Annotated in this window: 13 protein-coding genes; 5 read left to right on the top strand and 8 right to left on the bottom strand. The window is 66.5% G+C overall.

Annotation, left to right across the window (positions count from 1 at the left end; all coding sequences use genetic code 11):
- Nucleotides 1-613 precede the first annotated feature (613 nt).
- From WEG36_16595 to WEG36_16580, 4 genes are all read right to left on the bottom strand, one after another.
- Nucleotides 614-961: a DUF5615 family PIN-like protein gene (locus WEG36_16595; GenBank protein ID MEX1259217.1), complete on the bottom strand. Its 348-nt coding sequence runs from the start codon at nucleotides 959-961 to the stop codon at nucleotides 614-616.
- Nucleotides 958-1,179: a DUF433 domain-containing protein gene (locus WEG36_16590; GenBank protein ID MEX1259216.1), complete on the bottom strand. Its 222-nt coding sequence runs from the start codon at nucleotides 1,177-1,179 to the stop codon at nucleotides 958-960. The genes WEG36_16595 and WEG36_16590 overlap by 4 nt, the downstream gene beginning before the upstream one ends.
- 438 nt (nucleotides 1,180-1,617) lie before the next feature.
- The gene (locus WEG36_16585) at nucleotides 1,618-1,944 is read right to left on the bottom strand and encodes a GYD domain-containing protein (GenBank protein ID MEX1259215.1); all 327 of its coding nucleotides are present in this window, start codon (nucleotides 1,942-1,944) and stop codon (nucleotides 1,618-1,620) included.
- Between the two features lie 172 nt (nucleotides 1,945-2,116).
- Nucleotides 2,117-2,677 (bottom strand): pyridoxamine 5'-phosphate oxidase family protein, encoded by a 561-nt coding sequence (locus WEG36_16580; GenBank protein ID MEX1259214.1) that lies wholly within the window; start codon nucleotides 2,675-2,677, stop codon nucleotides 2,117-2,119.
- 179 nt (nucleotides 2,678-2,856) lie between these two features.
- On the opposite strand from WEG36_16580, the gene WEG36_16575 reads away from it, so the two are divergent.
- Entirely contained in the window at nucleotides 2,857-3,486 is a 630-nt protein-coding gene (locus tag WEG36_16575; GenBank protein ID MEX1259213.1) for a hypothetical protein, read from the top strand.
- A gap of 51 nt (nucleotides 3,487-3,537) precedes the next feature.
- Here the strand turns inward: WEG36_16575 and WEG36_16570 are convergent, their stop codons facing one another.
- Nucleotides 3,538-4,257: a HEAT repeat domain-containing protein gene (locus WEG36_16570; GenBank protein MEX1259212.1), complete on the bottom strand. Its 720-nt coding sequence runs from the start codon at nucleotides 4,255-4,257 to the stop codon at nucleotides 3,538-3,540.
- A 383-nt stretch (nucleotides 4,258-4,640) separates the two neighbouring features.
- Between WEG36_16570 and WEG36_16565 the strand changes: the two genes are divergently transcribed.
- From WEG36_16565 to WEG36_16550, 4 genes are all read left to right on the top strand, one after another.
- Nucleotides 4,641-5,000 carry a helix-turn-helix transcriptional regulator gene (locus tag WEG36_16565; GenBank protein ID MEX1259211.1) on the top strand — a complete coding sequence of 120 codons (360 nt, stop codon included), beginning with the start codon at nucleotides 4,641-4,643 and terminating at the stop codon, nucleotides 4,998-5,000.
- A complete protein-coding gene (locus tag WEG36_16560; GenBank protein MEX1259210.1) occupies nucleotides 4,997-5,482 on the top strand; it encodes a hypothetical protein in 486 nt (161 codons plus the stop codon). The genes WEG36_16565 and WEG36_16560 overlap by 4 nt, the downstream gene beginning before the upstream one ends.
- 75 nt (nucleotides 5,483-5,557) lie before the next feature.
- The gene (locus WEG36_16555; GenBank protein MEX1259209.1) at nucleotides 5,558-6,301 is read left to right on the top strand and encodes a TerC family protein; all 744 of its coding nucleotides are present in this window, start codon (nucleotides 5,558-5,560) and stop codon (nucleotides 6,299-6,301) included.
- Nucleotides 6,302-6,365: 64 nt separating this feature from the next.
- Nucleotides 6,366-7,577 (top strand): PQQ-dependent sugar dehydrogenase, encoded by a 1,212-nt coding sequence (locus WEG36_16550; GenBank protein ID MEX1259208.1) that lies wholly within the window; start codon nucleotides 6,366-6,368, stop codon nucleotides 7,575-7,577.
- A gap of 36 nt (nucleotides 7,578-7,613) precedes the next feature.
- Here the strand turns inward: WEG36_16550 and WEG36_16545 are convergent, their stop codons facing one another.
- From WEG36_16545 to WEG36_16535, 3 genes are all read right to left on the bottom strand, one after another.
- A complete protein-coding gene (locus tag WEG36_16545; protein MEX1259207.1) occupies nucleotides 7,614-7,994 on the bottom strand; it encodes a VOC family protein in 381 nt (126 codons plus the stop codon).
- Nucleotides 7,991-9,394: a PQQ-dependent sugar dehydrogenase gene (locus WEG36_16540; GenBank protein MEX1259206.1), complete on the bottom strand. Its 1,404-nt coding sequence runs from the start codon at nucleotides 9,392-9,394 to the stop codon at nucleotides 7,991-7,993. The genes WEG36_16545 and WEG36_16540 overlap by 4 nt, the downstream gene beginning before the upstream one ends.
- 166 nt (nucleotides 9,395-9,560) lie before the next feature.
- A complete protein-coding gene (locus tag WEG36_16535; GenBank protein ID MEX1259205.1) occupies nucleotides 9,561-12,542 on the bottom strand; it encodes a S8 family serine peptidase in 2,982 nt (993 codons plus the stop codon).
- Nucleotides 12,543-12,553 lie beyond the last annotated feature (11 nt).

The raw sequence follows: 12,553 nt of genomic DNA, 5'->3' as shown, positions 1-12,553 counted from the left end.
ATAGCTTCCCACAGCTGTTATGGCAAGGTTATTTACTGACGGGCTCTTAGGGCATCGGTCCGCTCGCCGACCGGAAACTTGAACTCAATGGCGTCCCAAGCGGGTGCATCGATCGCCGGACTCCCAGCACCGGGATCAAATGGAAGGAGCGCGGGCTGAACCTGGACAATCGGGATTGCAGAGTTGTCGCCATTCAAGAATGGCGAGTAGATGGTTAGGGAGTTCTTCCCGCTACGGACGCGAACCGTCTTGAGCTTCTCCTTGATGTAAATGTCGAATGGAAACGAAAACAGGTACGCCCCACCCTCCCTTGGTGGGCCGGTAGGGTCGGTGCCATCCGGGTTTCCATACGCAGCCATTCGCACGTACAGGCGTTCCCCGCGGGCCGGCATTTTCGCGGAGATCGATCCAGTAGGACCTTTCGGCATGGGCAATTCCCCAGCTGTGTTCGCATAGAACGTTCCAGCGTTGCCGAACCCTGAGTCTTGGCGCGGGCCGTGCCTGGCACGGACCGTGACAAGGCGAAGGGTTGCAGCGGAGGGCCGAAGGCCCGGAGCCGGCACACGCGTTGTTATACGAGCCCTTCCGACGCTCGTATGTTCAGCGAGGCGGCTTACGAATCAGCCGGCCCCACCGCGCCCGCTATCTCGACGAAGGCCTCGCCCTCCTCCAGCAATCGGATCGCATCCGGAAGCGTGGCCATCAGGAGCCGTTCAAGTTCTCGGTTGGAGAGATTTCCGCACCTGAGCCACACGACCTGGGGCGGTGCGCCGAGGCGCTCGATCAACGAAATGAAGTCGCTGTCCTTCGTGATCAAGACCGCGCCCCCGTCCCTGGCGGCCCGGAAGATCTCAGGATCTTCGGGAAACTCCCTACCAACGTGCCAAGTCTCGCAACCGGTCAAGGCTCGGATTGGGTCGCAGAGCCTCCGGGGCAGCATCTGGTCTAACCAGAGCTTCACGCTGCCACGATCGGGTGGTCGATCCGGTCACGAGCAAACTTAAGGCAGGCGTCGATGTCCTCCGATTCGAGCTCCGGGTAGTCCGCGAGAATCTCCTCCCGCGACATGCCCGAGGCGAGGAAATCGAGCACGTCGACCACCCGAATCCGCATGCCTCGGATGCACGGCCGACCCCCGCACTGCTGCGGGTTGACGGTGATACGGTCCGTGAGATTCATGGGGGTACCCTGGGAGCGGAGGATCAACGATAATTCAAAACTAATGAACCGCACCCCAATCCGCCCCCTCCCCTCCACCAATGCGCTCCGGGATCAGAAGCCCTCTCCCGACGCCCGGCATCGTGTTCGGCACCCGTTCACGCACGGTCATGCGCAAAGCAGCTCTCAACTACAGGGATGCCCTGACCCGCGCGGAGGACTCCTGTGAGGAGCCGGAAGGGTTCGTATAACGTTCCAGCGTTGCCGAACCCGGAGTCTTGGCGCGGGCCGTGCTCTGCACGGACCGTGACGAGGCGAAGGGTTACAACGGAGGGCCGAAGGCCCGGAGTCGGCACACGCGTTGTTATCGGAAGTACGCCGCTGCTCCCTTATCAATGAACCTCGTCCGCAGGCGAAGTGTAGCGCGACAGTCATTGCAGTTGCAGCATCGCGAGCCGCTTACGCGCCAGGGCGCCGGTAGCCGATCTGCTTGGCTCTAGTCAGAGCAGCGATTGTGTCCTCAACGCTCAGGAGAACGGTGGTCTCGAACGAGCTAAGTGCGCCGCCTCCAGTAATCGAAAGCGCCACAGCGGCCATGGATACGTTATCCGGCGCTTCCCACAGATTGTATCCATCGTGTGTCCCGAAGGCATACCAGAACCCATGGAGCTGGCCTCCTATAGACTCGATGTATGACTGGGCCGCCTTTCGCCGGTCCTCGGGGTTTGCCACGAGCTTGGCCCAAGTCTCCGGCGTGTAACTGAAGCGCGTTAGGTAGAGAGCCAAAGTTTCCTCCTCTCGGTTAGTGAACCTTCATCGCCAGTCGGGCTCAAGGCGTATTTCCGATAACTGCGCATTCCCGCCCCGCCATTCTCGTGTGCGCCGCCAACACCGTTGAGCTCCGAACGGCGATTCGCTCAGTCTTGTCCCCGTAGCCCCCATTCGCAACCGCATAGTTTCAGTCCCCCTCCCTCGCCATCCCCGGCGCCACCAATCCATCGATACTCACCGCATTCTTCTCGCGCCGATACCTCTCCAGCCCCTCCGCTCCCTTCGCGTCGGCCCACTTGAGGAGCGTGTCCCGCTGACGGGGCTTCTCCATCGTCGGCACCCCGAATCCGCACGAGGTCTGCACCCGGTGCACGTCGGCCACGATGATCTGGCGGATCCCCGAGAGCTGCGGGAACTCCGAGACGAGCTCGGCCCACTCCGCATCCCCCGGCAACACGACCCGTCCCCGTCCGAAGAGCCGCAGGATGCGGGGGGAGGCCGTGGTCGAGCAGAACATGATGGTGATCCGCCCGTTTTCCGCGAGATGCGCCGCGGTCTCGTTCCCGCTCCCGGTCAGGTCCAGGTACGCGACCCGCGTCGGCGTCAGAACCCGAAAGGTATCGAGCCCCTTCGGCGAGAGGTTGACGTGGCCCCCCTGGGCGAGCGGCGCGGTGGCCACGAAGTAGAGGGGCTGCGCCAGGATGAATTCCTTCAGGTCGTCGGAGATCTCCGAAACCGCCTTCCCCATACGTCATTCTCCAGAAGGGATGCAGTGAGCGCCCGCACGAACCGCCAGCGTAGACGGAACCTAGACGGGGCGGGGCGGCCGGGGTATTGACTCCCCGGCAACCCTGGGACGACACCAAGGCATCCAATGGGGTGTAAGACAAATCTGACCGTCCCGAACCCGAACTCCGGAGCCCCCCGATGGACCCGAAGATCCCCCGCACGCCGTGGGCCCTCGCCCTGGTGGCCAGCGCCTTTCTTACCGCTTGCGGCGACTCGACCGGCCCGGAGGGCGACATCACCGCCTCCGCGGCCGAATCCGTCGCACTTTTCCTGGCCGACGCGGACGGCACCGGGGCTTTTCTCATGGTCGCGGATGGGCTGAACGGCCCCCATACGCTCGATCGCACCCGCCCCTGCCCCGCCGGCGGCTCCCACAGCGTGACCGGCTCGCGAACCCGCACCCTGGATGAGGAGACGCGCATCGTCTCGACGAGCTGGACCACGGTCCAGACGCACGATGCGTGCACCTTCACGCGCCGGCGGGGGGGCGAGGACGTCACAGTGGTGATTGACGGAAGTGTGACGGCGGAAGGTTCGGCCACGCATCAACTCCCCGAAACGCCGGGAGATGGTCGCCAGGTGCTTTCCTACCAGAACACGCGGACGGGCGCCGTCACGACCACGGTCGGCGACCGGACACGCACCTGCGAGATCAACATGACGGAGAGCTACGATCCCGCGACGGACACCTTCACGGTGGTCGGGACGATCTGCGGGCGTGAGGTGAACGTGACCCGCGAACACCGCTTCCGGCCGCAGCACGACTGAGCGGATTCCCGCGGGCGCCGGTCGCGATGGCCGGCCGGCGCCCCGGGAGCTTCAGTTCCCCGCCAGCGCCTGCGCCGCGCTGAGGCGGAGACTCGCGTCCGGGCTCGCCGCCGCACGGAGGAGCGCCGCCAGCGCGGGCCCCGTCCCGGCATCCGCGAACGACTCGAGGATGGACTCCCGGAGTCTCCGGTCCGCGAGCGGCAGGAACCCTTCCAGCACCTCCACCGCCGAAGCCTGACCCGTCGCTCCGAGGGCCCGGATGACCGCCTGCCGGAAGCGCTCGTCCCGGGGGAGGAGGAGGGCGTCCTCGAGTCGAGCGGCCGAATCGGCCGTGCGGATCCTTCCAAGCGCGCGGGCCGCGGCCTCGGCGACGCTCCGGCTCTGATCCGAGAGCGCCTGGGCAAGTACGGGGATCGCTGCTGGATCCGCGATTTGCCCGAGCGACTCTGCCACCTCCTCCCGCACCTGGCTCCGCGTATCGGCCATCGCCGCCACGAGCGCGGGGACGGCGGCTGTCGCCGCCCGGTCTCCGAGCGCATCGGCCGCCGCGAGCCGCACCGACGCGACCGAATCGGCCAGGAGCCCCTGGAGCGCCCCCACGATCGCCGCCTCGGTCGGCTGCGCCTGAACGGCCACAGTCGCGGGGGAAGAAGCCCCTGGAGCGGCCAGGATGGGAGCAACCGCGAGGACGGTCATGAACCCGACGAGCGCCCCTCCGAAGACGACCCAGCGCCGCGACTTTTCCCACCTGATCTGAGACCGAGCGTCCATGGCGGTACCTCCCGCGTCGTGGGTCATCCCTGCCGATGTGGCTCCGCTCAAACTATGGCGCCCTCGGGGCCGTCGCCCCGGAGTTGCGTGCGGAAACGTTCTGGATCTCGTCAGGTGCGCGTGAACGGGTGGGGGTGGGGGAGACAATTCCCATTGGCAGGGGACGCGGGAAGGGCGACGGCGCAGCCCGAGACGCTCACTTCGAGTTTCACCGAGATGGTTCGGCCATTCGTTCGCAATGGGATTCGCTTCGCATGAGTCTCGGTGGCCCTCTCCTATATGTCGTATCTGACATATAATAGGTCATGTCGCCAGATGACAAGCCTCTCGTATGGCTCCACGGCGGCGATTGCGGGCATACAATCAAGCTTCAGGAGGTCAAGATGGATAGGCAAAAAGAAACCAGGCTGCGTAAGGCCGGGTGGAAAGTTGGATCCGCTGAGGAATTCCTTGAACTCAGCCCAGATGAGGTGGCGCTGGTGGAGGTCAAGCTCGCCCTGAGCGAGAAGCTACGAGAACAGCGCGCCGATCAGGGGCTCACTCAGACAGAGCTCGCCAAGCGCCTTAGGTCCAGCCAATCTCGCGTCGCAAAGATGGAAGCCAGCGACCCTACGGCAAGCGTGGACCTATTGCTCCGCGGGCTCTTCGCGGCGGGAGCTTCACGCGCTGAAGTCGCCGGCGTCATCGGCAAGAAGCGTCGGCCGGCAAGTCGAAACAAAGCCCGAGGCAACTCCGCCAAATGAAACCTTCCCCCATCCTCCTCGCCGCCTTCCTTCTCCCCATGACACCGGGCGGGCTCCTAGCCCAGGACGCTCCGACCTCCACCCGCTCGACCGGTCAGCGCTTCCTCGTCGAATGGGGCGGAGGGGCCGTGGGATCGGCGGTTGGGGGAGGCATCGGCCTTCTGATCGTCAGCGAATCCGACTGTCCCTCCGAGGGGCTCGCTTGTTCGTTCGAGAAGGCGGGCATTGCCCTGGCCGCAAGCACACTCGGATCCGGGACCGGCGCCTGGCTGGCGGGGCGGATCGGCGGCACCGAGCCTTCCGGCCTCGGCGCCGCGATCGGCGCGCTCCTCGGCGTCCCGGCCGGAATCGGAGTCGTACACCTCCTTTCCGAAGACACCGAGTGGGTGCGAAGCGACGCGCTCCTTTTCGTCAGCTACGCCCTCACGCAGGGGATCGTCTCCGCGATCGGATCGCGGGTCGTGGCCTCGCTTCGCAATTGACGGACCGCCCCCTCAAGGGCTGATTAGTCTCCGGACCGCTGAAATCCACGCGCACACGGAGTCCAACTTCCCCCGATGGAATGGCTCACCAACCCCGAAGCCTGGATCGCGCTCGCGACGCTTACGACGCTCGAGATCGTCCTCGGCATTGATAACATCGTCTTCATCACGATCCTCGCGGATCGTCTTCCCCACGACCAGCAGAAGAAGGCGCGGCGGCTGGGGCTGGGGTTCGCCATGGGGACGCGCATCCTCCTCCTCTTTTTCCTTGCCTGGGTCCTCGGTCTGGTGGAGCCGCTTTTCTCCGTCGTGGGGCGGAGTTTTTCGGGGCGTGACCTCATCCTGATCGGCGGCGGCCTCTTCCTTCTCTGGAAGGCCACGCACGAGATCCACAACAAGCTGGAGGGCGAAGGAGAAGAGCAACGGACGCGGGCGGCAGCGACGACCCTCGGAAGCGTGATCACGCAGATCGCACTTCTCGACATCGTCTTTTCGCTCGACTCGGTGATCACCGCCGTGGGGATGGCCGAAGACCTCGCGGTCATGGTCACCGCCATCGTTCTTGCCGTCGGGGTGATGATGTTCTCCGCCGACGCGATTGGCGATTTCGTGGGAAAACACCCGACGGTGAAGATGCTCGCCCTCTCCTTCCTCCTCCTCATCGGGATGTCGCTGGTGGCGGAGGGGATGGGGCTCCACATCCCGAAGGGGTACATCTACTTCGCGATGGGTTTCTCCATCCTGGTGGAAGTTCTGAACCTCCGGGTGCGGGACGCGAAGAGAGGATCGGTGAAGCTGCGCGGGCCGATGGGGGGCTGAAGAAGGGAGGGGAGCGCGGGCGCCGGGCGTGAACTTCGGCCCCATGGCGCCGGTATCAGCTGGCATGAACCGAATCCCCCCTCGGGTCGCGTCGCATCGGCGCACCGCCCTTCCGTTCGCCGTGCTTGCCCTTGCCGCGCTGGCGGCCTGTAACGACGAGGGTCTGGCGGACCCCGGGGAACTCCCCCCCGATTTCCCCGAGCTCGACCTCGTTCAGGTGGCGAGCGGGCTCGTAGACCCGGTCTTCCTGACCGCGCCCGCGGGGGACGCCCGCCTCTTCATCGTCGAGCAGCCGGGACGGATCCGGATCGTGAAGAACGGGGCGCTCCTTCCGACGCCCTTCCTCGACATCACGGGTCCCGTCCAGTCGGGCGGAGAGCAGGGCCTGCTCGGGATGGCCTTCCACACGAACTACGCACAGAACGGGCGCTTCTACGTCTCCTATACGGGCGCGGGCGGGCACAGCGTGATCGAGCGGTACACGGCCTCCGGGAACGCCGACGTGGCGAGTCCCGCGTCGGGTTCGCTTGTCCTCGGGGTGAACCAACCCAATGCGAATCACAACGGCGGGCAGATCTCTTTCGGACCCGACGGTTACCTCTACGTCGCCCTCGGCGACGGAGGCGGGGCCGGCGACCCCGGGGAGAACGGCCAGAACCGGATGACCCTTCTCGGCTCCCTCCTTCGCCTCGACTTGGACGGCGCCGCGCCCTACTCGATCCCCCCCGGCAACCCCTTCGCGAATGGGGCCCAGGGGCGCCCGGAGATCTGGGCTTACGGGCTCCGGAATCCATGGCGTTTCGCCCACGATCCGCCCTCCGGGCTCCTCTACATCGCGGACGTCGGGCAAGGAGAACGCGAGGAGGTGAACGTCGTCTCCGAGGATGCGGCGGCCGTGAACTACGGCTGGAACATCATGGAGGGGGAAAGCTGCTACGCCTCCGCCTCCTGCAATCAGGCGGGGCTCACTCTACCGAAGCTCGCTTACTCCCACGGATCGGGATCTGGGCGGGGCTGCTCGGTGACGGGCGGATACGTTTATCGCGGGGCGGAGATCCCGGGGCTCGTCGGGTGGTACCTCTACGCGGACTACTGCGGCGGATGGGTGCGCGCGCTCCGGTACGAAAACGGCGCGGTCGAAGACGACGGAGAGGTCGTCCCACCGGGCCTCGGCGGCATCACTTCGTTCGGCGTGGACGGCGCCGGGGAAGTCTACCTGCTGGTGCAGGACGGACGGGTGTTGCGCTTCGAAGCCGCGTCTGGGAACGGTCCCTGACGGCAGGGCGGCCCCGTTTGGCCTGATGGGATCCACTCAGCTCGTCGCGACGCTGATTGCGAATCCATCCGGGTCAGTGACCGAAAAGGCCCGTCCCCCCCAGTCCAGAGGCTGCGGCTCCGTGTCGAGCTTGATTCCCGCCGCCTTCACCCGCGCCGCAAGCGCGTCGAGATCCTGTTCCGTCGCGATCCAGAGCCGCTGACCGACGCCCTTCCTCCGGTCCTTCCCCTTCGCGAAGTCGTCCTGCCCGATCCCTAGCGACGCGTTCCCGGCGCGAAGACTCACGTAAACGAGCCGCCCCTCGTGTTCGTGTCGCTGCTCGACCTCGAAGCCGAGCCCCGCCGTGTAGAACTGAATGCTCTTCTCGAGGTCGTTCGCCGTGATGTTCGGCGTGAGGCTGATCGCGTTCAAAGTCATGGCACGAGCTCCCGGATCACTCCGTCCGACTTGTTCGTGAGGAAGACCCGATTGTCCGGGCCCGCGTTCAGGCGCATGTCGGTGCGGTTCGCCGGATCCCTTCCCTGGGCCCGGTTTTTCTCCTGAATGACCTGGAGGAAGGTCTTGCTCGTCCCTCCGTCGTTCAGGAGCACCCGGCGCACCGGACCGGATCCCCCCATCGGCGGATTGTTGGCGTCGAAGTGGAAGATCTCGCCGCTCGGCGAGTCGCCCCAGAGGACCTTGTCACGCAGCGCCACGATCGGTCCGTCGCGGTAGATCAGGAGACCGGTCGCCGCGGCCTGGTTCTGGATGATCGGATCGGTCTGATCGTATTCGGCCACCGGGTACACGACATTCGAATCGCTCCGCGAATTCGCGGTGATCACCCCTTCGCGATTCACGAAGCGGAAGCTCCCCTCCCAGGTGTTCCACCCGAGGTTCGCCCCCTTCGGAACCGTCGTGATCTTTTCGACGATGTTCTGGCCGATGTCGGTGAGATACATCGTCCCAGTCTCCGGGTCCCAGCCGAAGCGCTGGGGGTTTCGGATCCCGTACGCATAGATCTCGCCGAGCGTATTCGGGTTGTTGTCGCCCGCGAAGGGATTGTCCGCCGGAATCCCGTACTCGCCGTTTGCGCTGTTGTCCCCGAGGGGGTCTATGCGGAAGAGCTTCCCAAATCCGGAGGCGAGGTTCTGCGCCATGTTCTGCGGATCACCCCCGCTTCCCCCGTCCGCGACGCCGATGTAGAGGAGCCCGAAATCGGGTTCGCCCGGGGCGGCGTAGGGGTTGAAGGCGATATGCCCGCCGTTGTGATTCGAAAAGGGCTGCTGGAAGCGCGCGAGCTCGCGCGGGGCGGAGCCGTCGTAAGTCGGCGCCCTCGGATTCCGCGCCGTCCATTCGAGGAGGACGGTGTGGTGCGACTCCCCCTCGGCGGGAAGAAAGTCGGCCTCGGGCTCCACATTGTCGGTGTCCGTCCAGGTATAGAATTTCCCGTATCCCGGCGTCCCCGCCTGCGCGAACTGAGGGTGGAAGGTGATGCTCTGGATCCCGCGCTCCCTCCCCTGGGACTGGACTCCCACACCCCACTGCGGGTCGTTCACGTTCACGTACTGGGCGACCGGGGCGCCGTCATAACTCACGCTGTAGATCGGGCCCCGCATATCACTGACGAAGATCCGCTCCGTCCCCCGCTCGGTGAAGAGCGTCATGATCCGCGCGGGGGTGCCGTCAAGGTCCGGAATCGCGGCGAATTCACGGAAGTTGACCGGGATGACCCCCTGCGTCTGCTCGATCGCCGCCGGGAAGGGGTCGGTGGTCGTTTGCGCCGCCAGGGGAGCCGCGATGAGGAGCGACGCGGCGAAGACGGGAATCGTACGCATGGCCTTGAATTCCTTCAGCTCGGCGTGAGCTTGGATCGGATGGATGGGCAGGCGCCCACACGACTACCCCGATGCTACCCGGGAGTGCGGCAAATGTGCAAGCCGGACCCCCCCGGGCTGAGCTCGAAGGCGTCCGCGGAGTCCGGAATGAGGACGGTGGCAGGACTCAGTAGGCGCGAATCGAGTAGTTCCCCGTCGCGCCGCCAAAGGACGCGCGGACGCGGAGGAAGTAGGTCCCGGGCGCCAGTTGAGCGACGATCTTCGAGCAGAGCCGCTCGTCGGCAGCGTTCAGGTCGTCGTTCGAGGTGATCACGACGCCGAGCGCGTCGAGGAGATCGAGCCTCGTGTTCACCTCCAGCCCGAAGCCGCAGAGCCCGGTGGCTCCCCCGGTTTCGAAGCTATAGGTGCCCTGCGTGGGGACGAGGACACGGTAATGGTCCTGATCCCCGAAGGAGCCGACGGAGCCGTACATGTAGCCGCCGATGGGGAGGGAATGCGCGAGCCCGGTCGAGTTGTTCGGCTCGACCTCGATCGGGATCCCGGCCGTGAGCGAGCCATCCTGGATCCCGTTTCCCTGAATCGCCACGACGGCCGGCTGCGGCGTCCCTCCGCGCGCGCCCCAGACGAACCCCGGACGCCCCGTGATCCCGTCGTCCCGGTCGTCCGTTCCCGCGTACACCAGGTAATTCCCGTCCGTGAGGCCGGAGAAGTTGAAGGAGTGATCGGACCCCGCCTCGACCTCTTCGATCTTCGCTCCGGTGGATGCGTCGTAGAGCGAAACCCGCAACGTCGAAGGGAAGCCTGCGCCATTCGTGAGAGCGAGGAAGGCGTCCACGAGCCCATGCCCGAAGAGCTGGTCCTTGCCGAGGACGCCGAGGTCGCGCGTGGTCGCGTAGATCCGCTCCTTCGCTTGCGCCGCCGTCATCCCGGGATTCTGCGAAAAGAGGAGCGCCGCCAGCCCGGAAACGTGCGGGGCCGCCATCGAGGTCCCATGGAGGGCTCCGATGTAAGACGCGCTTTCGGAGAAGCTCCACCAGGCCGACCAGATCCCGCCGCCGAAGGACCCATAGACGCTCATGCTCCCCCCGGGAGCCGCGACATCCACCGTGGGGCCCCAGGTCGAGTAGGGCGCAAGGAGGAAGTCCGGTCCCAGGGCCGAGACCGAGACGGTCTCGGGGAGGGCGGCCGGGTATTGGGGCAAGGAGTTGCCCGAATTTCCGGCGGAGGCGATCAGGAGGGAGCCGGCCGCGCTCGCCTGGCTGATGGCTCCCGCGATGACCGGATCGGAAGCCGGGGAGCCGATGCTCATATTGATGACACGCGCCGCCGAGGGAGCCTGCACAAGACCGCCCGCGCCGTCGTCCGCGGGAAGGCCGGCCGCGTAAAGGATCCCCTGGGCGACGTCGTAGTTCGTCCCCTGCCCTGTCGTCCCGAGCACTCGCACCGGGCGGATTCTCACGCGCGGAGCGACGCCCACGACGCCGGAACCAGCCGCCGCGATCGTCCCGGCGACATGGAGCCCGTGCCCCCCGAAGTCGTTCGGGCCGGTGGCGCAGTTCGGTCCGCCGAGAAGGGAATAGGAGCTCGGATTCGTGGGGTCCGGATCCGGTCCGTCGCCGTCGCCGGTCAGGGAGATGTTGCCACCCGAGCAGTGCGGAATCGGCACCGCCGGCTCTTTTACGAAGTCGTACCCATCGTTGGTCAGGACTCCGGCCATCGAGACGTGTTCGACGCGAATCCCATCGTCCACCACGGCTACGATGACCGATGTGCTCCCTTCCGTGACATCCCAGGCACGCGGGACGCCGATCATTCCATAGTGCCAGGACTGCCGCGGGAAAAAGAGCCCGTCCACGAAGGGGGAAGCGGCGATGGGGGTGCCCATGGCGGCGGGCTCGGCGTGCGAGCTGACCCAGCGAAGGGGCTCGACCGAGGCGACGCGCGGATCGGCCCGGAGCGAAGCGACCACCGCCGCTTCCTCCCCACCTGCCTCCATGCTCACCCGCACGGCGCCGAGAAGGGGGGAAACCCCGGTGATTCCCGCGCGCGCCGAGGCGATGACCGGAATGGCGGAGACCGCCGCCCGGATTCCCTCGCTCATCGCGGTGGCGCCCGAGAGGCGAGAGACCCCGCCCGAAGGCGCGCTGATGGTGCCCTCCCGAAAGCGCAGGACCCATTCGCCCGGAATCGCGTCTCCGGGTCCACTGAGCGCGGAGGAGGCTCCGGGTTGGAGAGCGGCGCCGCCGGCACCGGCGAGCCCGTCGGGGACCGTTGAGGTCGAGCGCACCCCGCCCGGACTCTGGAGCTCGGCACCCGCTCCGAAGGTCGCGCCGGCCACCGTGAAGCCGGAGAGCGCCACGCCGGCCAGGAGCCCACTGCTGAGCGTCACGGTCCCCGCGATCGCGGCGTTGGGCAGGGCGGTTGCCTCGAAGGCGGCCGCCGGAGCCTGTCCGGCCTGCGCCACGGCGGTATGGGCGCCCGCGCCCCCGCCGAGCGTCCAACGAGCGCGGGCGATCCCGTCGGGACCCGCGTTCACCTGGACCGGCGCGAGCGAGCCGCCGCCGAGCTGGGCGATCCAGGTCACGACGGCGTTCGGAACGGGATTTCCGTATTGGTCCGAGACAACGACCGCGAGCGAGTCGGGAAGGAAAGTGCCGGCCGGAGCGGTCTGCCCTGCACCGGCGACCACCTCGATCGTGGCGGGGGCTCCGGCCCGAGCCGTGGCGGTCGCGCTTGCGGTGAAGGCGCCGGCTGTCGCTTCCAGGCGTTGGGCAGCGGCGGCGACGGTTCCGAGCGTCCAGGGAGTCTGGACCATCCCCTCGGGGCCGGTTATGACGGTCTGGTCGGGAACGCTCCCCCCGCCCTGTGTCACCGCAAGGGAAACGCCAACGCCGGCGACCGGATTTCCGCCGTCGTCCCGAACCTCGAAGACAACAAGCTGCGATAGGGGTTCGCCGACAGTCCCGTCCTGGCTTCCCCCCGACGTGAGCTCGATGGAGCCCGGGAGGGGGGGCGCGGTGGATTCGCTGCACGCCGCCATGCCCACGGCGACGCACAGGAGGAGTCCACTCCAGAGGACACTTTTATGTGGAGACCGGCTGGCGACGGGCGCCCCGGTTTCCCTACCGACGCCCAATCGATCCGGCATCTGTTATCGCT

It is taken from the genome of Gemmatimonadota bacterium (assembly GCA_040882465.1).
In the GTDB taxonomy this organism is placed as follows: domain Bacteria; phylum Gemmatimonadota; class Gemmatimonadetes; order Longimicrobiales; family Gaopeijiaceae; genus JBBEBG01.
This window is presented reverse-complemented; position numbering and strand designations above follow the sequence as displayed.